This window comes from Mesorhizobium sp. 1M-11 (assembly GCF_001303895.1).
Taxonomy (GTDB): Bacteria; Pseudomonadota; Alphaproteobacteria; order Rhizobiales; family Rhizobiaceae; genus Mesorhizobium.
The window spans coordinates 167,889-186,699 of record NZ_LJSD01000074.1; the positions used below are offsets into that span (position 1 = coordinate 167,889).

Consider the following 18,811-nt stretch of genomic DNA (forward strand, 5'->3'; position numbering starts at 1 on the left):
TCGATGTATGTTGCAGTCAAGGGCGGCGAGGTCGCCATCGACAATGCCCACCGCCTGCTGGCCGATCGCCGTCGCGGCGACAGGTCGGTGCCGGCACTGACGCTGGACCAGATCACCGAACAGCTCAGCATCGGCGTCGATCGGGTGATGAGCGAAGGTTCGCTTTATGATCGCAGGCTGGCGGCGCTCGCCATCAAGCAGGCACGCGGCGACCTGATCGAGGCGATCTTCCTGGTGCGGGCCTATCGCACCACGTTGCCGCGCTTCGGCCACAGCGAGCCGGTCGACACCGGCGCCATGCTGGTCGAGCGGCGCGTGTCCGCCTGCTACAAGGACCTGCCCGGCGGCCAGCTGCTCGGGCCGACCTTCGACTACACGCACCGCCTGCTCGATGAAGAACTCGAAGGCGATCCGCAGATCGAAACAGGCGCGCAGCGCACCGATGCTCAGGAGCCGGTCATGCGCGTGGCCGACATTCTCGACCAGGAAGGACTGATCGAGGACGACGGCTTCATCGATCCGGCGCTTGAGCCCGGCGACATCAACCAGACGCCGACGGAATTTCCGATGTCGCGCGCCATGCGGCTGCAGTCGCTGTCGCGCGGCGACGAGGGCTTTCTCCTCGCGCTCGGCTATTCGACGCAGCGCGGCTATGCGCGCAGCCATCCCTTCGTCGGCGAGGTCCGCATTGGTGAGGTCGATGTCGAGGTGTTCATGCCGGAACTCGGCTTTGCCGTGCCGGTCGGCCGTGTCCAGGTCACCGAATGCCAGATGGTCAACCAGTTCAAGGGCTCGGCCAAGGCACCGCCGCAATTCACGCGCGGCTATGGCCTCGTCTTCGGCCAGTCCGAGCGCAAGGCGATGGCGATGTCGCTGTGCGACCGCGCTTTGCGTGCCGAGGAGCTGGGCGAAGATCTGGTCGCTGCGCCGCAGGACCAGGAATTCGTCCTGTCGCATTGCGACAATGTTCAGGCCACAGGCTTCGTCGAACATCTGAAATTGCCGCACTATGTCGACTTCCAGGCTGAGCTTGGCCTGGTTCGCACCATGCGCGCCGAATACGAACAGCGCACTGGCGAGGCGGTTCTTGAAACAAGGGAGGCCGCCGAGTGAACGCGCACGCATCCAATTACAACTTTGCCTATCTGGACGAGCAGACCAAGCGCATGATCCGGCGTGCCATCCTCAAAGCGATCGCCGTGCCGGGCTACCAGGTGCCGTTCGCCAGCCGCGAAATGCCGATGCCTTATGGCTGGGGCACCGGCGGCGTGCAGGTTACCGCCTCGATCCTCGGACCCGACGATGTGCTGAAGGTCATCGATCAGGGCGCCGACGACACCACCAATGCGGTCTCCATCCGCAAGTTCTTCCAGAAGGTTGCAGGTGTCGAGACGACCACCAGCACCGAGGACGCGACAATCATCCAGACCCGCCACCGCATCCCGGAGGCGCCGCTGCAGGAAGGCCAGGTGCTGGTCTACCAGGTGCCGATCCCGGAGCCGCTGCGGTTCCTAGAGCCGCGCGAGACGGAAACCCGCAAGATGCATGCGCTGGAAGAATACGGCCTCATGCATGTGAAGCTCTATGAGGACATCGCCAAGAACGGCCACATCGCCACCACCTATGCCTACCCGGTGAAGGTCGAGGGCCGTTACGTGATGGATCCGTCGCCGACGCCGAAATTCGACAATCCGAAGATGCACATGTCGCCGGCGCTGCAGCTCTTCGGCGCTGGGCGCGAGAAGCGCATCTATGCGGTGCCGCCGCATACCGAGGTGATCAGCCTCGACTTCGAGGATCATCCTTTCGAGGTGCAGCGCTTCGACAAGCCCTGCGCGCTGTGCGGCGCCGAGCAGGTCTATCTCGACGAAGTCGTACTCGATGATCGCGGCGGGCGCATGTTCGTTTGTTCCGACACGCACCATTGCGAAAGCCGCCAGGCCGCGGGCCATCGCGGCGAGATGTCCGGTGAGGCGCTGTCATGACTGTTTCGGTGAGAATCGACCAAGCCGGCGTCGAAACCACGGACCTGCCGCTGATGTCGGCCAGGTCGGTCAGCAAGTCTTATGGCCAGCGCATCGGCTGCGCAGATGTCGATTTCGACATCTGGCCCGGTGAGGTGCTTGCGATCGTCGGCGAGTCCGGCTCGGGCAAGACGACGCTGCTCAACTGCATCTCCACGCGCCTCGCCCCGACTACGGGCACGGTGTCCTACCGCATGCGTGACGGTGAGATGCGTGATCTGTATGGGTTGGGCGAGGCGGAGCGCCGCCTGCTGCTGCGCACCGACTGGGGGTTCGTCCACCAGAACCCGGCCGATGGCCTGCGCATGACGGTTTCGGCGGGCGCCAATGTCGGCGAGCGGTTGATGGCGGTCGGCGACCGCCATTACGGCAAGATCCGCGCCACCGCCACCGATTGGCTCGGCCGTGTCGAGATCGACGCAGATCGCATCGACGACCAGCCGCGTGCTTTCTCCGGCGGCATGCGCCAGCGCCTGCAGATCGCACGCAATCTTGTCACCGCGCCGCGCCTTGTCTTCATGGATGAGCCGACCGGCGGCCTCGACGTCTCGGTGCAGGCACGCCTGCTCGACCTGCTGCGCGGCCTGGTTCACGATCTCGGCCTCGCCGTCATCATCGTCACGCACGATCTCGCCGTCGCGCGCCTGCTGTCGCACCGCATGATGGTGATGAAGGACGGCCGCGTGGTCGAACACGGGCTGACCGACCGTCTGCTCGACGATCCGCAGGCGCCTTACACGCAACTTCTCGTTTCTTCGATCCTGCAAGTCTGAGGCATGATCATGGCTCCTGTGCTTACCGTTTCCGGTCTTGCCAAGACCTTCACCATGCATCTGCGCGGCGGCATCGAACTGCCGGTGATCACAGATGCCGCCTTTGTGCTCGACGGCGGAAAATGCGCCGTGCTCGGTGGCCCGTCGGGCGCCGGCAAGAGTTCGATCCTCAAGATGCTCTACGGCAACTACGCCGTGAATGAAGGTCGCATCGAGATCCTGCATCGCGGCGAGATGGTCGACCTGGCATCTGCTGCCCCGCGCACCGTGCTTGAGATCCGCCGCGAGACGATCGGCTATGTCAGCCAGTTCCTGCGTGTTGTGCCGCGTGTCTGCGCGCTCGACATCGTCGCCGAACCGTTGGTCGAGCGCGGCATCGATCGCAGGAAGGCGGCCGACAAGGCTCGTGAACTGCTGAGCCGGCTCAACCTGCCGGAGCGGCTGTGGGCCCTGCCGCCTGCCACCTTCTCCGGTGGCGAACAGCAGCGCGTCAACATCGCACGCGGCTTCATCACCGGCCATCCGGTGCTGCTGCTCGACGAGCCGACCGCTTCACTCGATGCCACCAACCGGGCCGTCGTCGTCGAGATGATCGAAGAGAAGAAGCGGGCAGGGGTAGCTCTGCTCGGCATCTTCCACGATGCCGACGTGCGCAATGCGGTGGCCGACATCGTGATCGACGTCACCGGCTTCGCGCCGGACCGAAAGGCTGCCTGATCATGCCGCGTCTTTCCGAGACTCCGTTTGTCGATCCGACCGCGCGCCTCGAGAACTGCACGCTCGGCCGCTACACGGAAGTGACCGAGGGCTGCCGTCTCACCGAGACCGAACTCGGCGACTACTCCTACGTCATGCCGAACGGTCAGACCTGGTGCGTGACCATTGGCAAGTTCGCCAACATCGCCGCTTCCGTGCGCATCAATGCCACGAACCATCCGATGTCGCGCGCCACGCTGCATCACTTCACCTATCGCGCCGGCGACTATTTCGATGACGCCGCGCATGAGGACGATTTCTTTGCCGCGCGCCGCGCCAATCGTGTCGTGGTCGGCCACGACACCTGGATCGGCCACGGCGTCACCATCTTGCCTGGCGTGACCATCGGCGATGGCGCGGTCGTCGGTTCGGGCGCCGTCGTCACCAAGGATGTCGAGCCCTACACGATCGTCGCTGGTGTGCCGGCTAAGTTCATGCGCCGGCGCTTCGAACCGGCGATCGCCGAGCGCATGCAGGCGCTGGCCTGGTGGGATTGGGATCACGCCAGCCTGCGTGCCGCGCTCGATGATTTCCGCGACCTGAGCGCCGAGGCATTCCTCGAACGCTACGAAGACCGATCCGAAAGCACGATATCGGTGAATGGTCACACAGCTGACATGAACGGTACATCGGACCGTCATCGAGAAGCGATAACCGGGTAACGATTTCCGGCTGGGCGTCGCGGCCTTGCCGGTCGCGGTCGCATGTCCGGACAGCCGAGCAACACGCGTCCATCGACGACCACTCAATTGGTACCAGGGCTCAAGCCCAAACCAGGGAGCGATTTCATGAACGCCATCACCATACGCAACCTGTCGAAGAATTTCGGCAAGAAGCGCGCACTCGACAACGTCAGCCTCGATATCGCCAAAGGCGAGATGGTTGCGCTGATCGGCGCCTCTGGCTCCGGCAAGAGCACGCTGCTGCGTCACATCTGCGGGTTGGAGACCGGACAGACGGGCTCCAGCACGATCGATATCTTCGGCGCCAGCCTGCAGAACAATGGCCGGCTGTCGGGCGGCGCCCGTGGTCTCCGGCGCAACATCGGCGTGATCTTCCAGCAATTCAACCTGGTCAGCCGGCTGTCCGTGCTGTCCAACGTGCTGATCGGCAATCTCGGCCGCATCCCGGTGTGGCGCGGCACGCTCGGCCTGTTCAGCGCCGAGGAAAAGCGGCTTGCCCGCGAGGCGCTCGCCAAGGTCGGTATCCCGGAAGTGGCCTGGCAGCGCGCATCGACATTGTCGGGCGGCCAGCAGCAGCGCGCGGCGATCGCCCGTACGCTGGTGCAGCGTTCCAACATCCTGCTCGCCGACGAGCCGATCGCTTCGCTCGATCCCTCTTCGGCGCGCCGCGTCATGGAAGTGCTGGCCGGCGTCAACCGCGAAGACGGCATCACCTGCGTGGTGTCGCTGCACCAGGTGGAATATGCGCGTCGTTATTGCCCGCGCACCATCGCCCTTAAGGACGGCCGCGTCGTGTTCGACGGCCCGTCCTCCAGGCTCACCCACAGAACCCTGATCGAACTCTACGGCTCGAATTCCGAGGAGTTGATCCTGCCCGAGGCTGTTCCGGATTTCGTCCCCGAATACCCGGAACCTGCAACTGCCAAGAACCCGGACATGGCGCCGGCTTTCGCCTGAACAGAAAACCAACAGGAGACGTTGACATGAACGCTATGCTCAAGGCCATCGCCGCCACGGCGATCGCCTTCACCCTCACTGGTGCCGCCTATGCCGAGGAGATCAACTTCGGCATCATCTCGACCGAGTCCCAGCAGAACCTCAAGCCCAAGTGGGAGCCCTTCCTCGCCGACATGAAGAAGGAAACCGGCCTCGACGTGAAGCCGTTCTTCGCTTCCGACTATGCCGGTGTCATCGAGGGCATGCGTTTCGGCAAGGTGCAGATGGCCTGGTACGGCAACAAGTCGGCCATGGAAGCCGTTGATCGCGCCGACGGCGAGATCTTCGCCCAGACCGTCTCCGTCGACGGCAATCCCGGCTACTGGTCGCTGATCCTGGCTCCGAAGGACAGCAAGCTGAACACCGTCGAAGACCTGCTGAAGTGCGACAAGACCCTGAACTTCGGCCTCGGCGATCCGAACTCGACGTCGGGCTATCTGGTGCCGACCACCTTCGTCTTCGCGGCCAACAAGGTAGACCCGAAGAACTGCTTCAAGGCTGTCACCAACGCCAACCACGAGACCAACGCCATGGCCGTTGCCAATGGCCAGCTCGATGCGGCTGCCAACAACACCGAGAACATGGCCCTCATCGAGAAGAACCAGCCGGAAGCCTTCGCCAAGATCAAGGTGATCTGGAAGTCGCCGCTGATCCCGTCCGACCCGATCGTCTGGCGCAAGGATCTGCCGCAGGAAACCAAGGACAAGCTGAAGAACTTCATCCTGAGCTACGGCACCGACAAGTCGAAGGGTGACGTCGCCAAGGAGAAGGAAATCCTGGCCGGCCTGCAGTGGGCACCGTTCCGCGCATCGGACAATGAGCAGTTGCTGCCGATCCGCGTGATGGAGCTGGCTAAGGCTCAGGCCAAGGTGGAAGCCGACGCCAATCTCTCCGAAGCCGACAAGAAGGCCAAGATCGAGAAGATCGAAGCCGAGAAGGCAGGCTACGAAGCCAAGATCAAGGCCAAGGGCCAGAGCTGATCGGCTTCAGGCCAACGCCGTTTCATCAAACATGCCGGGCGGATCAGCGCCCGGCATAGCCCAGCGAGCAGGACGATGACCCAAACGACGCATATCGGCGAAACCGCGAAACCTCGTCCCGAGATCGGGCGCGACTGGACCCGCGACGCCTGGACCGCCGTCACCTGGATCGGCCTGGTCCTGCTTCTGATCTGGAGCTGGGCGCCGGCCGAGATGTTTCGCTGGACCTATCTCTTCACCGATGCCGGCAACATGGCGCAATATGCCGCCGGCTTCTCGCATCCGAACTTCGGGGAGTGGCGCTACTACCTGCAGGAGATGCTGGTCACCATCCAGATCGCGCTGTGGGGTACGTTCCTGGCGGCCGTTCTGGCGGTGCCGTTCGGCATCCTGTCGGCCTCCAACATGGCGCCCTGGTACATCGTCCAGCCGGTACGCCGGCTGATGGATCTGTTCCGCTCCATCCATGAACTCGTCTATGCGGTGCTGTTCGTCGTCGCTGTCGGTCTCGGGCCGTTTGCCGGCGTCATGGCGCTGTTCATCCACACCACCGGCATCCTGGCCAAGCTGTTCTCCGAGGCCGTGGAGGCGATCGACCCACGCCCTGTCGAGGCGATCCGTGCCACCGGTGCGACGCGCCTGCAGGAAGTGGTCTTTGGCGTGGTGCCGCAGGTGCTGCCGCTGTGGATGTCCTACGCGCTCTACCGCTTTGAATCCAACGTCCGCGCTGCCACCGTTCTTGGCGTCATCGGTGCGGGCGGTATCGGCCAGGTGCTGTTCGAGAGCATCCGCGGTTTCTATTACCCTGAAGCAGCCGCAATGCTCATCATCATGCTGGTGACGGTGTCGTTGATCGACGTCATCTCGCAGCAATTGCGAAAGCTGTTCCTGTGATGCGCTACGCGGTCTATTTCACGCCTTCCGAGGACGATCCGCTGACCAGGGCGGCCTCAAACTGGCTCGGTCGCGATGCCTTCTCGGATGAAATGCTTGCTGCGCCGTCATTCGACGGTTTGCCGGCTGCGGAAATTTCCCACCTGACGAGTGAGCCGCGCCGCTACGGCTTCCACGCCACCATCGTCGCGCCGTTCCGGCTCGCCGATGGCGTCGGCCTGGCCGAACTTGAGGAGAGTTTCGAGCGGTTCTGCGCCAAGACAACTCCGTTCTTCATCGAAGGCCTGCGGGTCGGGCAACTGGGCTCCTTCCTGGCGCTGTTGCCGACCGAAACCGAATATCAGCTTTCCGCCTTTGCAGCCGATGCCGTCCTGCATTTCGCGCCGCTGCGTGCAGCACTCACCGAAGCCGAGATCGAGCGCCGCGGTCCTTCGAAGCTCACCACACGCCAGGCCGCTTATCTCAGGCGCCATGGCTACCCCTTCGTGATGGACGAGTTCCGTTTCCACATGACGCTGAGCGAGCGTCTGCCGGGGGAAACATTGGCGCGTATGCAGCCGGCGCTGGAACGCCGCTTCGAAGCGTTCACGGGGCGGCCATTCCCCATCGACGGCCTTGCCCTGTTCATCGAACGCGAGCCCGGCGCGCCCTTCACCGTGCATTCCTATCGGCCGCTGCGGCCACTTGAAGCCAGAAAGTCTGCCTGAGATGTCCCAAGAGATCGTCCTGAAAAATGCCCGCGTCGTCCTCGAGGACGAGATCGTCAACGGATCGATCCTGTTCCGTGACGGCAGGATCGCAGCGATCGACAGCGGTGCGGCGGCAACGGGCGAGGACTGCGAGGGCGACTATGTGGTCCCCGGCCTCGTCGAACTCCACACCGATCATCTCGAGGCTCACTATTCGCCGCGCCCCGGCGTGCGCTGGGATTCGATCGCTGCCCTGCAGGCACATGACGCGCAGGTGGTGGCCTCCGGCATCACCACCGTCTTCGACTGCCTGCGCCTGGGCTCCGACGAGGACGGCGGTTTCCAGAAGGGCGAGATGCGTGCCATCGCCGACGCCATCCAGGTCGCAGTCTCAGAGGACCGGCTGCGCGCCAGCCACCTTATCCACTTGCGCTGCGAGGTCTCGGCGGCTGACGTGCTCGACCACTATGACGACTTCCGGACAGACGGTTTCGTGCGGCTCGCCTCGCTGATGGACCATGCGCCCGGCCAGCGCCAGTTCCAGACGCTGGATCAATACGCGCTCTACTACAAGGCCAAGCGCGGGCTGGACGACGCGGCTTTCGAGCGCTTCATGGCCAAGCGTATCGCCGCTTCGCAGAAATACTCCGCGCCGCACCGAAAGAGTATTGTCGAGGCTTGCAGCGAACGCGGCATCGCGCTCGCTAGCCATGACGATGCCACCGTCGAGCATGTCGAGGAATCGATTGCTTTCGGCGTCAAGCTGGCTGAGTTCCCGACCAGCATGGAAGCTGCAAAGGCCTCGCACGAGGCCGGCATCTCGGTGATGATGGGCGCCCCCAACATCGTGCGCGGCAAGTCGCATTCCGGCAACATCGCGGCGAGGGAACTGGCCCAGGCCGGTGTGCTCGACGTGCTGTCGTCCGACTATGTACCGTTCAGCCTGATACAGGCGCCGTTCATCCTGGCCGATGGGCCGCAAGGCAGGCCGCTCAACGAGACGATCAAGCTGGTCACCGCCGCGCCGGCGCGCACGGTAGGCCTCAGCGACCGCGGCCGTATCGCGCCGGGCCTGCGCGGCGATGTCGTGCGCGTGCGCCACACCAGGGGTGTTCCAGTCGTGCGTTCCGTCTGGCGCGAGGGCCGTCGCGTTGCCTGACACAAGGCTGCATGGCACGCTCGTCGTCGTGGTCGGCCCCAGCGGCGCCGGCAAGGACAGCGTGATCGGCTATGCCCGCGAGCGCCTGGCTACGCGGAGCGACATTCTGTTCGTGCGCCGCATCGTCACGCGTGAAGCGACGGCGGATGCCGAGGATCACGACAGCCTGAGCGAAGTCGCCTTTGCGGAAGCGCAGGGGGAAGGGCGCTTCGCGGTGAGCTGGCAGGCGAACGGGCTGAGCTATGCCTTGCCGCGCAGCGTCATGGACCATGTCAGCCGTGGCGACACGGCGATCGCCAATGGGTCACGCGGGGCGATCGAGGACATACGCGCTGCCTTCGCCAATGTCATCGTGGTCGGGCTGACCGCCAGGCCTGAGATCATTGCAGCTAGGCTTTCCGCGCGCGGACGCGAGACGGCCGAAGAGATCGGTCGCCGCGTCGAGCGGGGCCTGAAGCTCGGCGCCTATGGCCAGGACATCACCATCGACAACAGTGCCGAACTCCAGACCGCCGGCGAGGCGCTGATATCGATCATCACCGGCCAGCTGTCGCTGGCGTCGTGATCATTTCCGCGTTTCCGTGAAAAGCGGAAACGCTCCGGCTGACAATCTGCCATCAGGCCGATAACCTCGCGCTTTCCTCAGCCAGGCCGCCATGCTCGACAATGAAGTCGACAACGTCCTGCAGGCCCTTGCCGCGATGCAGGTCAGTGAAGACGAACGGGCGCTTGCCGCGCATCCTGGATGCATCCGCTTCCATCACATCGAGATCGACATGGACATGAGGAGCGAGATCGCTCTTGTTGATCACCAGGAAATCGGAGCGGGTGATGCCCGGACCGCCCTTGCGCGGGATCTCCTCCCCCTGACAGACCGAGATGACATAAAGCGTCAGGTCTGCAAGGTCCGGCGAGAAGGTGGCGGCGAGATTGTCGCCGCCCGATTCGATGAAGACGATGTCGAGATCGGGAAAACGCCGGTTCATCTCGGCGATCGCCTGCAGGTTGATGGAGGCGTCCTCGCGGATCGCGGTGTGCGGACAGCCGCCGGTTTCCACGCCCATGATACGGTCTTCCGGTAGTGCCTGGTGTCGCGCCAGGATCAAGGCGTCTTCCCGCGTGTAGATGTCGTTGGTCACCACAGCGATCGAATAGCGGTCGCGCAGTGCCTTGCAGAGCTTCTCGGTCAGCGTCGTCTTGCCAGAACCGACAGGTCCGCCGATGCCGACACGCAAGGGGCCGTTTTTCTGTGTCATGAGCGAAAAAGCCTCGAATGCAGGGTTTCATGTCTGATGGCCATGACCTCGCCAAGGAACGTCGCCGAGCCGAGATCGTCAAGGGCCGCGTGCGCCGCGCGTCGTGCGGCATCGAGGACAGCGGGTTCCAGCCTGGCCATCAATGCCGTCACGCCATTCTGGCCGGTCACCGAGAGCCGGATCGAAGCCTGCAACTGGTTGAGCGTGAAGGCCTGCAGGAATGCGGTGAGCGTGCTGGTCAGCGCGATGTCATGGGCGGCCGCGACGGCGCCGACGGCGACAGCGTAGGCGCAGGGACGCGGCAGGCGCTGCAGGACAGTGCATGGCCAGCTTTGCGCGGCCTCAAGGAAGGCCGAACCCTGCGAGAGGCTTTCCAGATGGCGTTCGCGGCTGCCGGCGAGGGCCTCCGCCAGCGCCGCGATGCCGGCAAGATCGTTGCCCTCGCGCGCCAGCCGCCAGCTTTCGGCGAGCAGCAAGGCATCGTTCCAGGCCGATCCGCGTTCAACGAGATCGCTCAGCCAGGTTTCCAGGCTGCCGGTGTCAACGACCAGCCCGTCATGCACCGCTTGTTCGAGGCCGTGGCTGTAGCTGTAGGAGCCGACGGGGAAGACCGGTGAGAGCCAGGCCAGCAGTCTCAGCAGCGCATGGCCGGGATCAGTCGTGGTGGTGGTCATGGCCCCCACCGTGATGATGATCATGGTGGTCGTCGTGATGGTGGTGATGATGCCCGCCGGAATAGGCGCCGCGCAGCGGACTGAAGATGGCGTCGATCTCGTGCACCGTTGCGCCCAACCCTTCGAGCATCGCCTTGATGACGTGGTCGCGCAGGATCACGATGCGATCGCCTTCGATCTGTGCGGCGAGGTGCCGGTTGCCGATATGCCAGGCGAGTTCGGCTATGTGCAGCGCGTCACGCCCCCGGATCTCCAGCAAGGGTTCGCGCGCCGCCCGGATTTCGATCTCGCGGCCGTCCTCCGTCAGAAGCCTGTCGCCATGTTCCAGCACCACCGGTTCGGTGAAGTCGGCGAGCAGCTTCTCGCCGCTTGCCAGCAGGATGAGTTTGCGGCGCAGATGCCGTTCGTCGCGCTCCAGCACGGCATGATCGGCAGGCGGCCGCTGACTGTGCGTCTTGTCGGCGCGGATGATCTCGATGGCCCGCATGGTGGGCTTCCCTTCGGCTCTCAGAACAGGAAGTAGCGCTGTGCCAGCGCCACGGTTTCTGCGGGCGGGCACGTCAGCAACCTGCCGTCGGCACGCACCTCATAGGTCTCGGGGTCGACTTCCATGACCGGCATCGCGTCGTTGAGCACCATCGAGCGCTTGCCGATACCGTCCCGCGTGTTGGCGACCGCTACCATCTGTTTTTCAACGCCGATCTTCTCGCGCAGGCCTGATGCCAGCGCGGCCTGCGACACGAAAGTCACCGAGCTTGCGCTCAGCGCCTTGCCGAAGGCACCGAACATCGGCCTGAAATGCACCGGTTGCGGCGTCGAGATCGAGCCATTCGGGTCTCCCATCGGCACCGTCACGATCATCCCGCCGAGCAGGACCATGTCGGGTTTCACCCCGAAGAAGGCCGGGCTCCACAGTGCGAGGTCCGCACGCTTGCCGATCTCGATGGAACCGACTTCATGCGCGATGCCGTGGGAGATGGCCGGATTGATCGTGTATTTGGCGACATAGCGGCGGACGCGGAAATTGTCGTTGCCGGCATCGTCCTCGGCCAGCGATCCACGCTGACGTTTCATCTTGTCGGCGGTCTGCCAGCAGCGGATCACCATCTCGCCGACGCGCCCCATCGCCTGGCTGTCGGAGGAGATGATCGAGAACGCGCCCATGTCGTGCAGGATATCCTCGGCCGCGATCGTTTCCTTGCGGATGCGGCTTTCGGCGAAGGCGATGTCCTCCGGGATCGACGGCGACAAATGATGGCAGACCATCAGCATATCGAGATGTTCGGCCACGGTATTGATCGTATAGGGGCGCGTGGGGCTGGTCGAAGCCGGCAGAACATTGGGGTACTGGCAGACGCGGATGATATCGGGCGCGTGGCCGCCGCCGGCGCCTTCGGTGTGAAAGGAGTGGATCGTCCGGCCCTTGAACGCCGCGATCGTGTCCTCGACGAAGCCGCTTTCGTTCAGCGTGTCGGTGTGGATGCCGACCTGCACGTCGAAGCGATCGGCGACGGCCAGGCAGTTGTCGATGGCCGCAGGCGTGGTGCCCCAGTCCTCATGCAGCTTCAGGCCGCAGGCACCGCCGAGCACCATCTCCTCGAGCGCGCCGGGCAGGGAGGCGTTGCCCTTGCCGAACAAGCCGATGTTCATCGGCATGCCGTCGAAAGCCTGGATCATGCGCTCAAGGTGCCACGGGCCCGGCGTGCAGGTGGTGGCCAGCGTTCCGTGCGCCGGTCCGGTGCCGCCGCCGATCATGCAGGTGACGCCCGAAGTCAGGGCTTCTTCCATCTGCTGCGGCGAGATGAAATGGATGTGGCTGTCGATGGCGCCGGCGGTCAGGATCCGCCCTTCGCCGGCGATGATTTCCGTGCCCGGCCCGATGACGATGGTAACGCCGGGCTGGGTGTCGGGATTGCCCGCCTTGCCGATCGCGGCGATGCGCCCGTCCAGCAGTCCGACATCGGCTTTGTAGATGCCCGTATGATCGACGATCAGCGCATTGGTGATCACGGTGTCCACGGCGCCGTCGGCGCGCGAGACCTGGCTTTGTCCCATGCCGTCGCGGATCACCTTGCCGCCACCGAATTTCACCTCTTCGCCATAGGTCGTGAAATCCCGCTCCACCTCGATGAACAGTTCGGTGTCGGCCAGCCGCACCCTGTCGCCGGTCGTCGGCCCGTACATCTGCGCATAGGTGGCGCGGCTGATCCTTGCTGGCATCGAACGTCTCCGTCGAAGGATGTCTGTTGCGGAGGCCGGCGAACCGGCCGCAAACTTAGAGCTTTCCCATCACCATCTGGCGAAAGCCGTAGATGACGCGTTCGCCGCCGAACGGAACCAGCGATACGTCGCGTTCCTGTCCCGGTTCGAACCGCACGGCCGTACCGGCAGCAATGTCCAGCCGCAGCCCTCTCGTCTTTTCACGGTCGAAACGCAAAGCCGCGTTGACCTCGAAGAAGTGATAATGGCTGCCGACCTGGATCGGCCGGTCGCCTGTATTGGCGACCTTGAGGATAAGAGCCTCGGCAGCCTGGTTCAGCTCGATATCGCCATCCGGCGTGAGGATTTCTCCCGGGATCATCGCGTCCTCACCCGGTGATCGCCAGTGCGATGCCGGCCAGCGCCGTCGCGCCACCGGCGATGCGCATTGCCACAAGCGCCTTGTCGCGCGCGCCCAGGCGGCCAAGGCCGAGGCCGGCCAGGATGCCGGCGCCATGGAGCAGGGCAGTCGATATCGCAAACCCAGCGGCATAGGAGGCGAATGCCGCGGCGCCGATCTCGGCACTATGCGCATGGCCGTGGAAGAAGGCGAAGAAGCCGACGATGATTGCGCCGGCTGCCGCCGGCACCCGCAGCGCCAGCGCAACGAGCAGGCCTAGCACCACCACCGATGCGAGGATCATCGGCTCCACGAATGGCAGCGGCATGCCGGAGAGACCGGCGACAAAGCCCAGCAGCATGACGCCGACGAAGGCTGCTGGCACCAGCAGAGCGTTTCCGTTTTTCACGGAAACGCGGAAACGCTCTAGCTTTTTGTTTTTGCGCAATTCCGGACGGAAAACCGCTGCGCACTTTTCCTGGAATTGCTCTAACAGGGCCCGCCCGCCAAGCATGGCCGCCCACAGGCCCACCGCCACCATGGCGAGGATGTGGTCCAGGCCGGACAGGGGATGGCTGAAGCCGGCGGCGAAGGAGCCATGTTCGGCAGGGTTGAGATGGGCGAAAGCCGGGCTTGCCGCCAGGCTGAGCGCGATCGTGGTCAACAGGGTCTTCTTCTTCATCACCGTCGTCTCTCCTCTTGGCTTCTGCCCGTTTTCAACGGATCGGTTCGTGCACGGTCACCAATTTGGTGCCGTCCGGGAATGTCGCTTCGACCTGCACGTTGTGGATCATCTCCGCCACGCCCTCCATCACCTGGGCGCGGGAGATGACATGCGCGCCGGCCTCCATGAGGTCGGCGACGGAACGTCCGTCGCGCGCGCCCTCGACGAGGAAGTCGGAAATCAGCGCGATCGCCTCCGGATGGTTGAGCTTGACGCCCCGTTCCAGCCGTCGGCGCGCTACCATCGCCGCCATGGCGACCAAGAGCTTGTCCTTCTCCCGAGGTGTCAGATTCATGGTTCAACCGGACCGTTCGTTGTTCTAGATCGACCAAACTTTAGGCAGCGACTGCCCATTCAGTAGTCGCAGCAGGAGTGCCAGCCGCTTGCGCAGGCCATAGCTGTCCGGCGCGTGAAGCCTTGCCAGCAGCTTGTCGACGCCGCCAACTTGCCAGTTGCTGACCGCACCATCCTTGCCGACGATTGCACGCGCCGCGTCCAGATGGCGCCCGGCTTCGGGGCCTGCCAGCAACACTGTTGCCAGGGCGCGCTGGCCGCCGGCTATGGCTGCGCGACCCAGTTGCGCGCCGAGATCCGGGCCAAGCCGGAAATCCTCGGCGTGGATCGGCCGTCCATCGACGCGGATCCGCCAGCGGTCATGGAAACGCGTTTCCGTCACGATCTCTCCCATCGCCTGCCTTCCAAACACCACGGCTTCCACCAGCAGCACGGTAGCGCTGCCGTCCATGTCGACCTCCAGCCGCCGGGACAGGGCCGAACGCTCGAACAGGATCGTCTCTTGCGGAAGCCAAGCAAGATGCGTGCCTTTTTCGGCGGTCAGCCGCGTTTCGACGACGGCTGCACTTTCAGGCGACCTGTAGATGCGCTCGCAGGTCTGGGTGGTGATGACTGCCGACGTGTCTTCGCATGCCTGGACGGTCCAGTTCAGGCGATCACCGCCGGTCAGCCCGCCGGCGGTGTTGATGAGGATGGCTTCGAACGGGTCGCACGTCACACGCGGCATGCGGATCTTGGCGCAGCCCTCCTGGAAGAGGCGGGCGATGCGCGATCGGCCGTGTCGCTGTTCCACCTGGATGTTGCCGTGCCCCACGGCGCGTTGCGGGGCAAGCTCCGCCAGGCTTTCGCTCTTCGTCAGCATGCGCGCCCACCCGTCCGGCCTTGTCGCATGACCCCGAAAATCGGCATCGATTTTCGGAAAGGCAGGGTGGCTTGCGCCACCCATCATGCGCAAAATCAAAGTGCTAGAGCGACCTTTGCGCGTCCAAGGACGCCCGGCGCTCCAGAGCATTTTGTAGCCAAGTGGAATCACTTGGCGTTACAAAAATGCGACTAAAACAAAACTTAGAGCGTTTCCGCGGTTCCGTGAAAAACGGAAACGCTCTAGTCGCATGCCACTTTAAGAGAGTGCGAGGACTTGTCTACCGATCCTGCAGGATCATCTCCGACGCCTTCTCGGCGATCATGATCACCGGCGAGTTCGTGTTGCCGGAGACGATCGTCGGCATGATCGAAGCGTCGACGACGCGCAGGCTGCCGAGGCCGTGTACGCGAAGTCGGTCATCGACCACCGCCATGTCGTCCGAACCCATCTTGCAGGTGCCGACAGGGTGGAAGATCGTCGTGGCGATGTCGCCAACCTTGCGCACCAGATCATCCTGGCTGGTGACCTGAGGCCCGGGCAGCATTTCTTCCGGTTCGAAACGCGCGATCGCCTTGGTCTTCATCAGCCGGCGCGCGTGTTCGATCGATGCGACCGCGACATGCCGGTCGCCTTCCGTCGACAGATAGTTCGGCCGGATCTTTGCCGCCGCCTTCGGATTGGCGCTTTCCATGTGGACGGTACCGCGGCTTTCGGGCCGCAGGTTGCAGACCGAGACCGTCACCGCGGGGAAGCGATGCAGCGGCTCGCCTAGCCGGTCGGTGCTGAGCGGCTGCACGTGGTATTCGAGATCCGGCGTGGCGAGCCTGCTGTCGGAGCGGGCGAAGATGCCGAGCTGGCTCGGCGCCATCGACAGCGGGCCGCTGCGCCACAGCGCGTATTCGGCGCCCATCGCCGCGCGGCGTACGAGATTGTGGTAGCGCTGGTTCAGCGTATCGGCGTTCTTGACCTTGAACACGGTGCGGATCTGCAGATGGTCTTGCAGGTTTTCGCCAACGCCTTGCAGGGCGTGCCGCGTCTCGATGCCCAGATTGGACAGGAGGTCCGGTCTGCCGACGCCAGAAAGTTCAAGGATCTTCGGCGAGTTGATGGCGCCGGCTGCCAGGATCGTTTCTGCAGCCTTGGCGAATTGCAGCTTGCCCTCATGACGGAAGACCACGCCGGTCGCGCGGCGTCCGTCGAAGGCGAGTCGCTCGGTTTCGGCGCCGGTCAGGACGCGCAGGTTGGGGCGGTTGACGATGCTGCGCAGGAACGCCTTGGAGGTGTTCCACCGCACGCCCTTCTTCTGGTTGACCTCGAAATAGCCGGAGCCTTCATTGGTGCCGCTGTTGAAGTCTTCAGTGCGCGGAATGCCGAGCTCCTCGGCAGCGTCGCGGAAAGCATCAAGGATCGGCCAGGAAAGGCGCTGCTTTTCCACCCGCCATTCGCCGCCGGCGCCGTGCATGGTGCTGTTGCCGCCGTGGTAATCCTCGGACTTGCGGAAATAGGGCAGCACATCGTCCCAGCCCCAGCCGCCATTGCCGGCCTGGCGCCAGCCGTCATAGTCGGCGGCCTGGCCGCGCATGTAGATCATGCCGTTGATGGACGAGCAGCCACCCAGCACCTTGCCGCGCGGATAGTTGAGGCTGCGTCCGTTGAGGCCGGCATCCGGCTCGGTCTTCATCAGCCAGTCGGTGCGCGGATTGCCCATGCAGTAGAGATAGCCGATCGGGATATCGACCCAATGGTAGCGGTCGCTGCCGCCGGCTTCGAGCAGAAGCACCTTGTTGCGCGGGTCGGCCGAAAGGCGGTTCGCCAGCACGCAGCCGGCAGAGCCCGCGCCGACAATCACGAAGTCGAATTCGCCGAAGGAAGCGGGTTCGGTCACGGCTGCGCCTGCGTCTTGGCGATGCGTTCCCACATCGGGTTCATCGCCTGGTTGATCTCGCCATAGAGTTGGTAGCGCGCGGCATAGGCAGGGGCAATCGCGCCATTGGGCGAATAGCGCCGTGCAGCCGAGGTCATCGCAGAAGCGCCTGCCGCGAAGTCGGTGAAGACACCGACACCGGTGCCGGCGGCGATCGCAGCACCCAGCGCTCCGGTCTCGCGGCTCCTCGCCACGGTGACGGGCACGCCGAGCACATCGGCGAAGATCTGGGCCCAGACGCCGCTGCGCGAGCCGCCGCCAGACAACACCGCCTCATCGAAATGCGCTCCGGCCCGGTAGAGCGTCTCGACATGGCGCTTGTGTTCGAAGGCAACGCCCTCGAACAGGGCTCTCAGCATATGCGCGCGGCCATGCCAGCCGGCGATGCCGTAGAATCCGGCGCGTGCACGCCCGTTCTGCTGCGAGCCGTACAGGAAGGGGTGGTAGATCGGTACGTCGCCGGCAGGGTCGACGGAAGCGACCAGCTCGCTGGCGTGTTCGAACGGCGATTTTCCATCGCTGGCTTCGTGTTCCAGGAATTCACGTGCGATCCATTCGAGATTGGCCGCCGAGGTGGCGCTGGATTCGATCGCCAGGTAGCGCTGCGGGTCGAAGGTTGACAGCATGAAGATCGAGGGGTCGCGGATAGGCTCGTCGGTGATGACCTGGTTGATGCTCCAGGTGCCGGCAATGATCGAGGCGGCACCCGTGCGGGTCACGCCCGAGCCGATGGCGCTCGCCACCACGTCGAACAGGCCGGCGATCACCGGCGTTCCGGCCTTCAGGCCGGTCAGCGCCGCCACCTGCGCCGTGACATGGCCGGCGATTTCCGCGGATTCCAGTGCCGGCGGCAACAGGTCCATGCAGTCGTCGAGATCGTAGGCGGCGAGCAGGCCCTGTTCGTAGCGGCGCGCCGGCATGCTGAGCAGGCCGCAGCCCGACATGTCGGTGGTGTCGCTCGAGCGCGCGCCGGTCAGCCGGTTGACGACGAAGTCCTTGCACAGGAACACGGTGCCGATGCGCTGGAACAGCTCCGGGGCGAAACGCTTGATCCAGGCAAGCAGTGTCGGTGTCTGCGCAGCCCAGGGCCGCTGCAGGCAATAGGGATAGGTGCGGTCGCCGACATTGGCTTGCGCCCACTCAGCGACGATGCCGACCCCGCGCGTGTCGAGCGACTGGATGCCGATCAGCGGCGCGCCGTCGCGGTCGAGTGCGTAGAGGCCGTTGCCGTGCCCGGCGCAACCGATCGCGACGATGTCGCCGGCATCGATGCCCGCTTGCTCGATGCAGCGGCGGATCACCGTGACGGCATTGGCCCAGAGCTCGCTGAGGTCGCGTTCGACATGGCCGGGCTTCGGCATCGACGAGCGGCCGTCGAGTGCGGCCATCGCCAGTTCCCGCCCTGTGGTGTCGAAGATGATGGCTTTGATGACCGTGTTGCCGGCATCAAGACCCAGAATGTAGTTACCCATCGGCCTCCTCCCGAGGTGTTCCCTTCTCCCACGAGGGGAGAAGGGAAGG

At 64.3% G+C, this 18,811-nt stretch carries 21 protein-coding genes; 11 read left to right on the forward strand and 10 right to left on the reverse strand.

The window, feature by feature from the left end; genetic code table 11:
• Positions 1-3 precede the first annotated feature (3 nt).
• The 11 genes from AO692_RS29230 (at position 4) to phnN (ending at position 9,519) form a co-directional block, all read left to right on the forward strand.
• A complete protein-coding gene (locus AO692_RS29230; RefSeq protein ID WP_054313552.1) occupies positions 4-1,113 on the forward strand; it encodes a carbon-phosphorus lyase complex subunit PhnI in 1,110 nt (369 codons plus the stop codon).
• Positions 1,110-1,985 (forward strand): alpha-D-ribose 1-methylphosphonate 5-phosphate C-P-lyase PhnJ, encoded by an 876-nt coding sequence (locus tag AO692_RS29235; RefSeq protein WP_054313553.1) that lies wholly within the window; start codon positions 1,110-1,112, stop codon positions 1,983-1,985. Before AO692_RS29230 ends, AO692_RS29235 begins: the two co-directional genes overlap by 4 nt.
• 53 nt (positions 1,986-2,038) lie before the next feature.
• A complete protein-coding gene (gene phnK / locus AO692_RS29240) occupies positions 2,039-2,797 on the forward strand; it encodes a phosphonate C-P lyase system protein PhnK (protein WP_244483547.1) in 759 nt (252 codons plus the stop codon).
• Positions 2,798-2,806: 9 nt separating this feature from the next.
• Positions 2,807-3,514: a phosphonate C-P lyase system protein PhnL gene (phnL, locus tag AO692_RS29245; protein ID WP_054313591.1), complete on the forward strand. Its 708-nt coding sequence runs from the start codon at positions 2,807-2,809 to the stop codon at positions 3,512-3,514.
• A 2-nt stretch (positions 3,515-3,516) separates the two neighbouring features.
• Complete coding sequence (locus tag AO692_RS29250; RefSeq protein WP_082407638.1) at positions 3,517-4,215, forward strand: DapH/DapD/GlmU-related protein; 699 nt, start codon at positions 3,517-3,519, stop codon at positions 4,213-4,215.
• Positions 4,216-4,341: 126 nt separating this feature from the next.
• Positions 4,342-5,193 carry a phosphonate ABC transporter ATP-binding protein gene (gene phnC, locus AO692_RS29255; protein ID WP_054313555.1) on the forward strand — a complete coding sequence of 284 codons (852 nt, stop codon included), beginning with the start codon at positions 4,342-4,344 and terminating at the stop codon, positions 5,191-5,193.
• Between the two features lie 26 nt (positions 5,194-5,219).
• Positions 5,220-6,212, forward strand: coding sequence for a phosphonate ABC transporter substrate-binding protein (gene phnD, locus AO692_RS29260; RefSeq protein WP_200911804.1), 993 nt, complete (start codon positions 5,220-5,222; stop codon positions 6,210-6,212).
• Between the two features lie 75 nt (positions 6,213-6,287).
• Entirely contained in the window at positions 6,288-7,106 is an 819-nt protein-coding gene (gene phnE, locus AO692_RS29265; protein ID WP_054313556.1) for a phosphonate ABC transporter, permease protein PhnE, read from the forward strand.
• Entirely contained in the window at positions 7,106-7,813 is a 708-nt protein-coding gene (locus AO692_RS29270) for a DUF1045 domain-containing protein (protein WP_054313557.1), read from the forward strand. The genes phnE and AO692_RS29270 overlap by 1 nt, the downstream gene beginning before the upstream one ends.
• 1 nt (position 7,814) lies before the next feature.
• Positions 7,815-8,954 carry an alpha-D-ribose 1-methylphosphonate 5-triphosphate diphosphatase gene (locus tag AO692_RS29275; protein ID WP_054313558.1) on the forward strand — a complete coding sequence of 380 codons (1,140 nt, stop codon included), beginning with the start codon at positions 7,815-7,817 and terminating at the stop codon, positions 8,952-8,954.
• Positions 8,947-9,519 (forward strand): phosphonate metabolism protein/1,5-bisphosphokinase (PRPP-forming) PhnN, encoded by a 573-nt coding sequence (gene phnN, locus AO692_RS29280; protein ID WP_054313559.1) that lies wholly within the window; start codon positions 8,947-8,949, stop codon positions 9,517-9,519. Before AO692_RS29275 ends, phnN begins: the two co-directional genes overlap by 8 nt.
• A gap of 52 nt (positions 9,520-9,571) precedes the next feature.
• On the opposite strand, the gene ureG is transcribed toward phnN, so the two are convergent.
• The 10 genes from ureG to AO692_RS29330 all read right to left on the reverse strand — a co-directional run bounded on the left by ureG (position 9,572) and on the right by AO692_RS29330 (position 18,762).
• On the reverse strand, positions 9,572-10,210 hold the full coding sequence (gene ureG, locus AO692_RS29285; protein ID WP_054313560.1) for an urease accessory protein UreG: 639 nt from the start codon (positions 10,208-10,210) through the stop codon (positions 9,572-9,574).
• Positions 10,207-10,908 (reverse strand): urease accessory protein UreF, encoded by a 702-nt coding sequence (locus AO692_RS29290; protein WP_054313561.1) that lies wholly within the window; start codon positions 10,906-10,908, stop codon positions 10,207-10,209. The genes ureG and AO692_RS29290 overlap by 4 nt, the downstream gene beginning before the upstream one ends.
• On the reverse strand, positions 10,865-11,371 hold the full coding sequence (gene ureE, locus AO692_RS29295) for an urease accessory protein UreE (protein WP_054313562.1): 507 nt from the start codon (positions 11,369-11,371) through the stop codon (positions 10,865-10,867). The genes AO692_RS29290 and ureE overlap by 44 nt, the downstream gene beginning before the upstream one ends.
• 20 nt (positions 11,372-11,391) lie before the next feature.
• A complete protein-coding gene (gene ureC / locus AO692_RS29300; protein WP_054313563.1) occupies positions 11,392-13,104 on the reverse strand; it encodes an urease subunit alpha in 1,713 nt (570 codons plus the stop codon).
• A 55-nt stretch (positions 13,105-13,159) separates the two neighbouring features.
• A complete protein-coding gene (locus AO692_RS29305) occupies positions 13,160-13,465 on the reverse strand; it encodes an urease subunit beta (RefSeq protein ID WP_054313564.1) in 306 nt (101 codons plus the stop codon).
• 7 nt (positions 13,466-13,472) lie between these two features.
• Positions 13,473-14,165, reverse strand: coding sequence for a HupE/UreJ family protein (locus tag AO692_RS29310; protein ID WP_054313565.1), 693 nt, complete (start codon positions 14,163-14,165; stop codon positions 13,473-13,475).
• 34 nt (positions 14,166-14,199) lie between these two features.
• Positions 14,200-14,502, reverse strand: a complete 303-nt coding sequence (locus AO692_RS29315) for an urease subunit gamma (protein WP_054313566.1) — start codon at positions 14,500-14,502, stop codon at positions 14,200-14,202.
• A 24-nt stretch (positions 14,503-14,526) separates the two neighbouring features.
• Positions 14,527-15,363: an urease accessory protein UreD gene (locus AO692_RS29320; RefSeq protein ID WP_054313593.1), complete on the reverse strand. Its 837-nt coding sequence runs from the start codon at positions 15,361-15,363 to the stop codon at positions 14,527-14,529.
• 280 nt (positions 15,364-15,643) lie between these two features.
• Entirely contained in the window at positions 15,644-17,251 is a 1,608-nt protein-coding gene (locus AO692_RS29325; RefSeq protein ID WP_054313594.1) for a GMC family oxidoreductase, read from the reverse strand.
• Entirely contained in the window at positions 17,248-18,762 is a 1,515-nt protein-coding gene (locus AO692_RS29330) for an FGGY-family carbohydrate kinase (protein WP_054313567.1), read from the reverse strand. Before AO692_RS29330 ends, AO692_RS29325 begins: the two co-directional genes overlap by 4 nt.
• Positions 18,763-18,811: the final 49 nt, after the last annotated feature.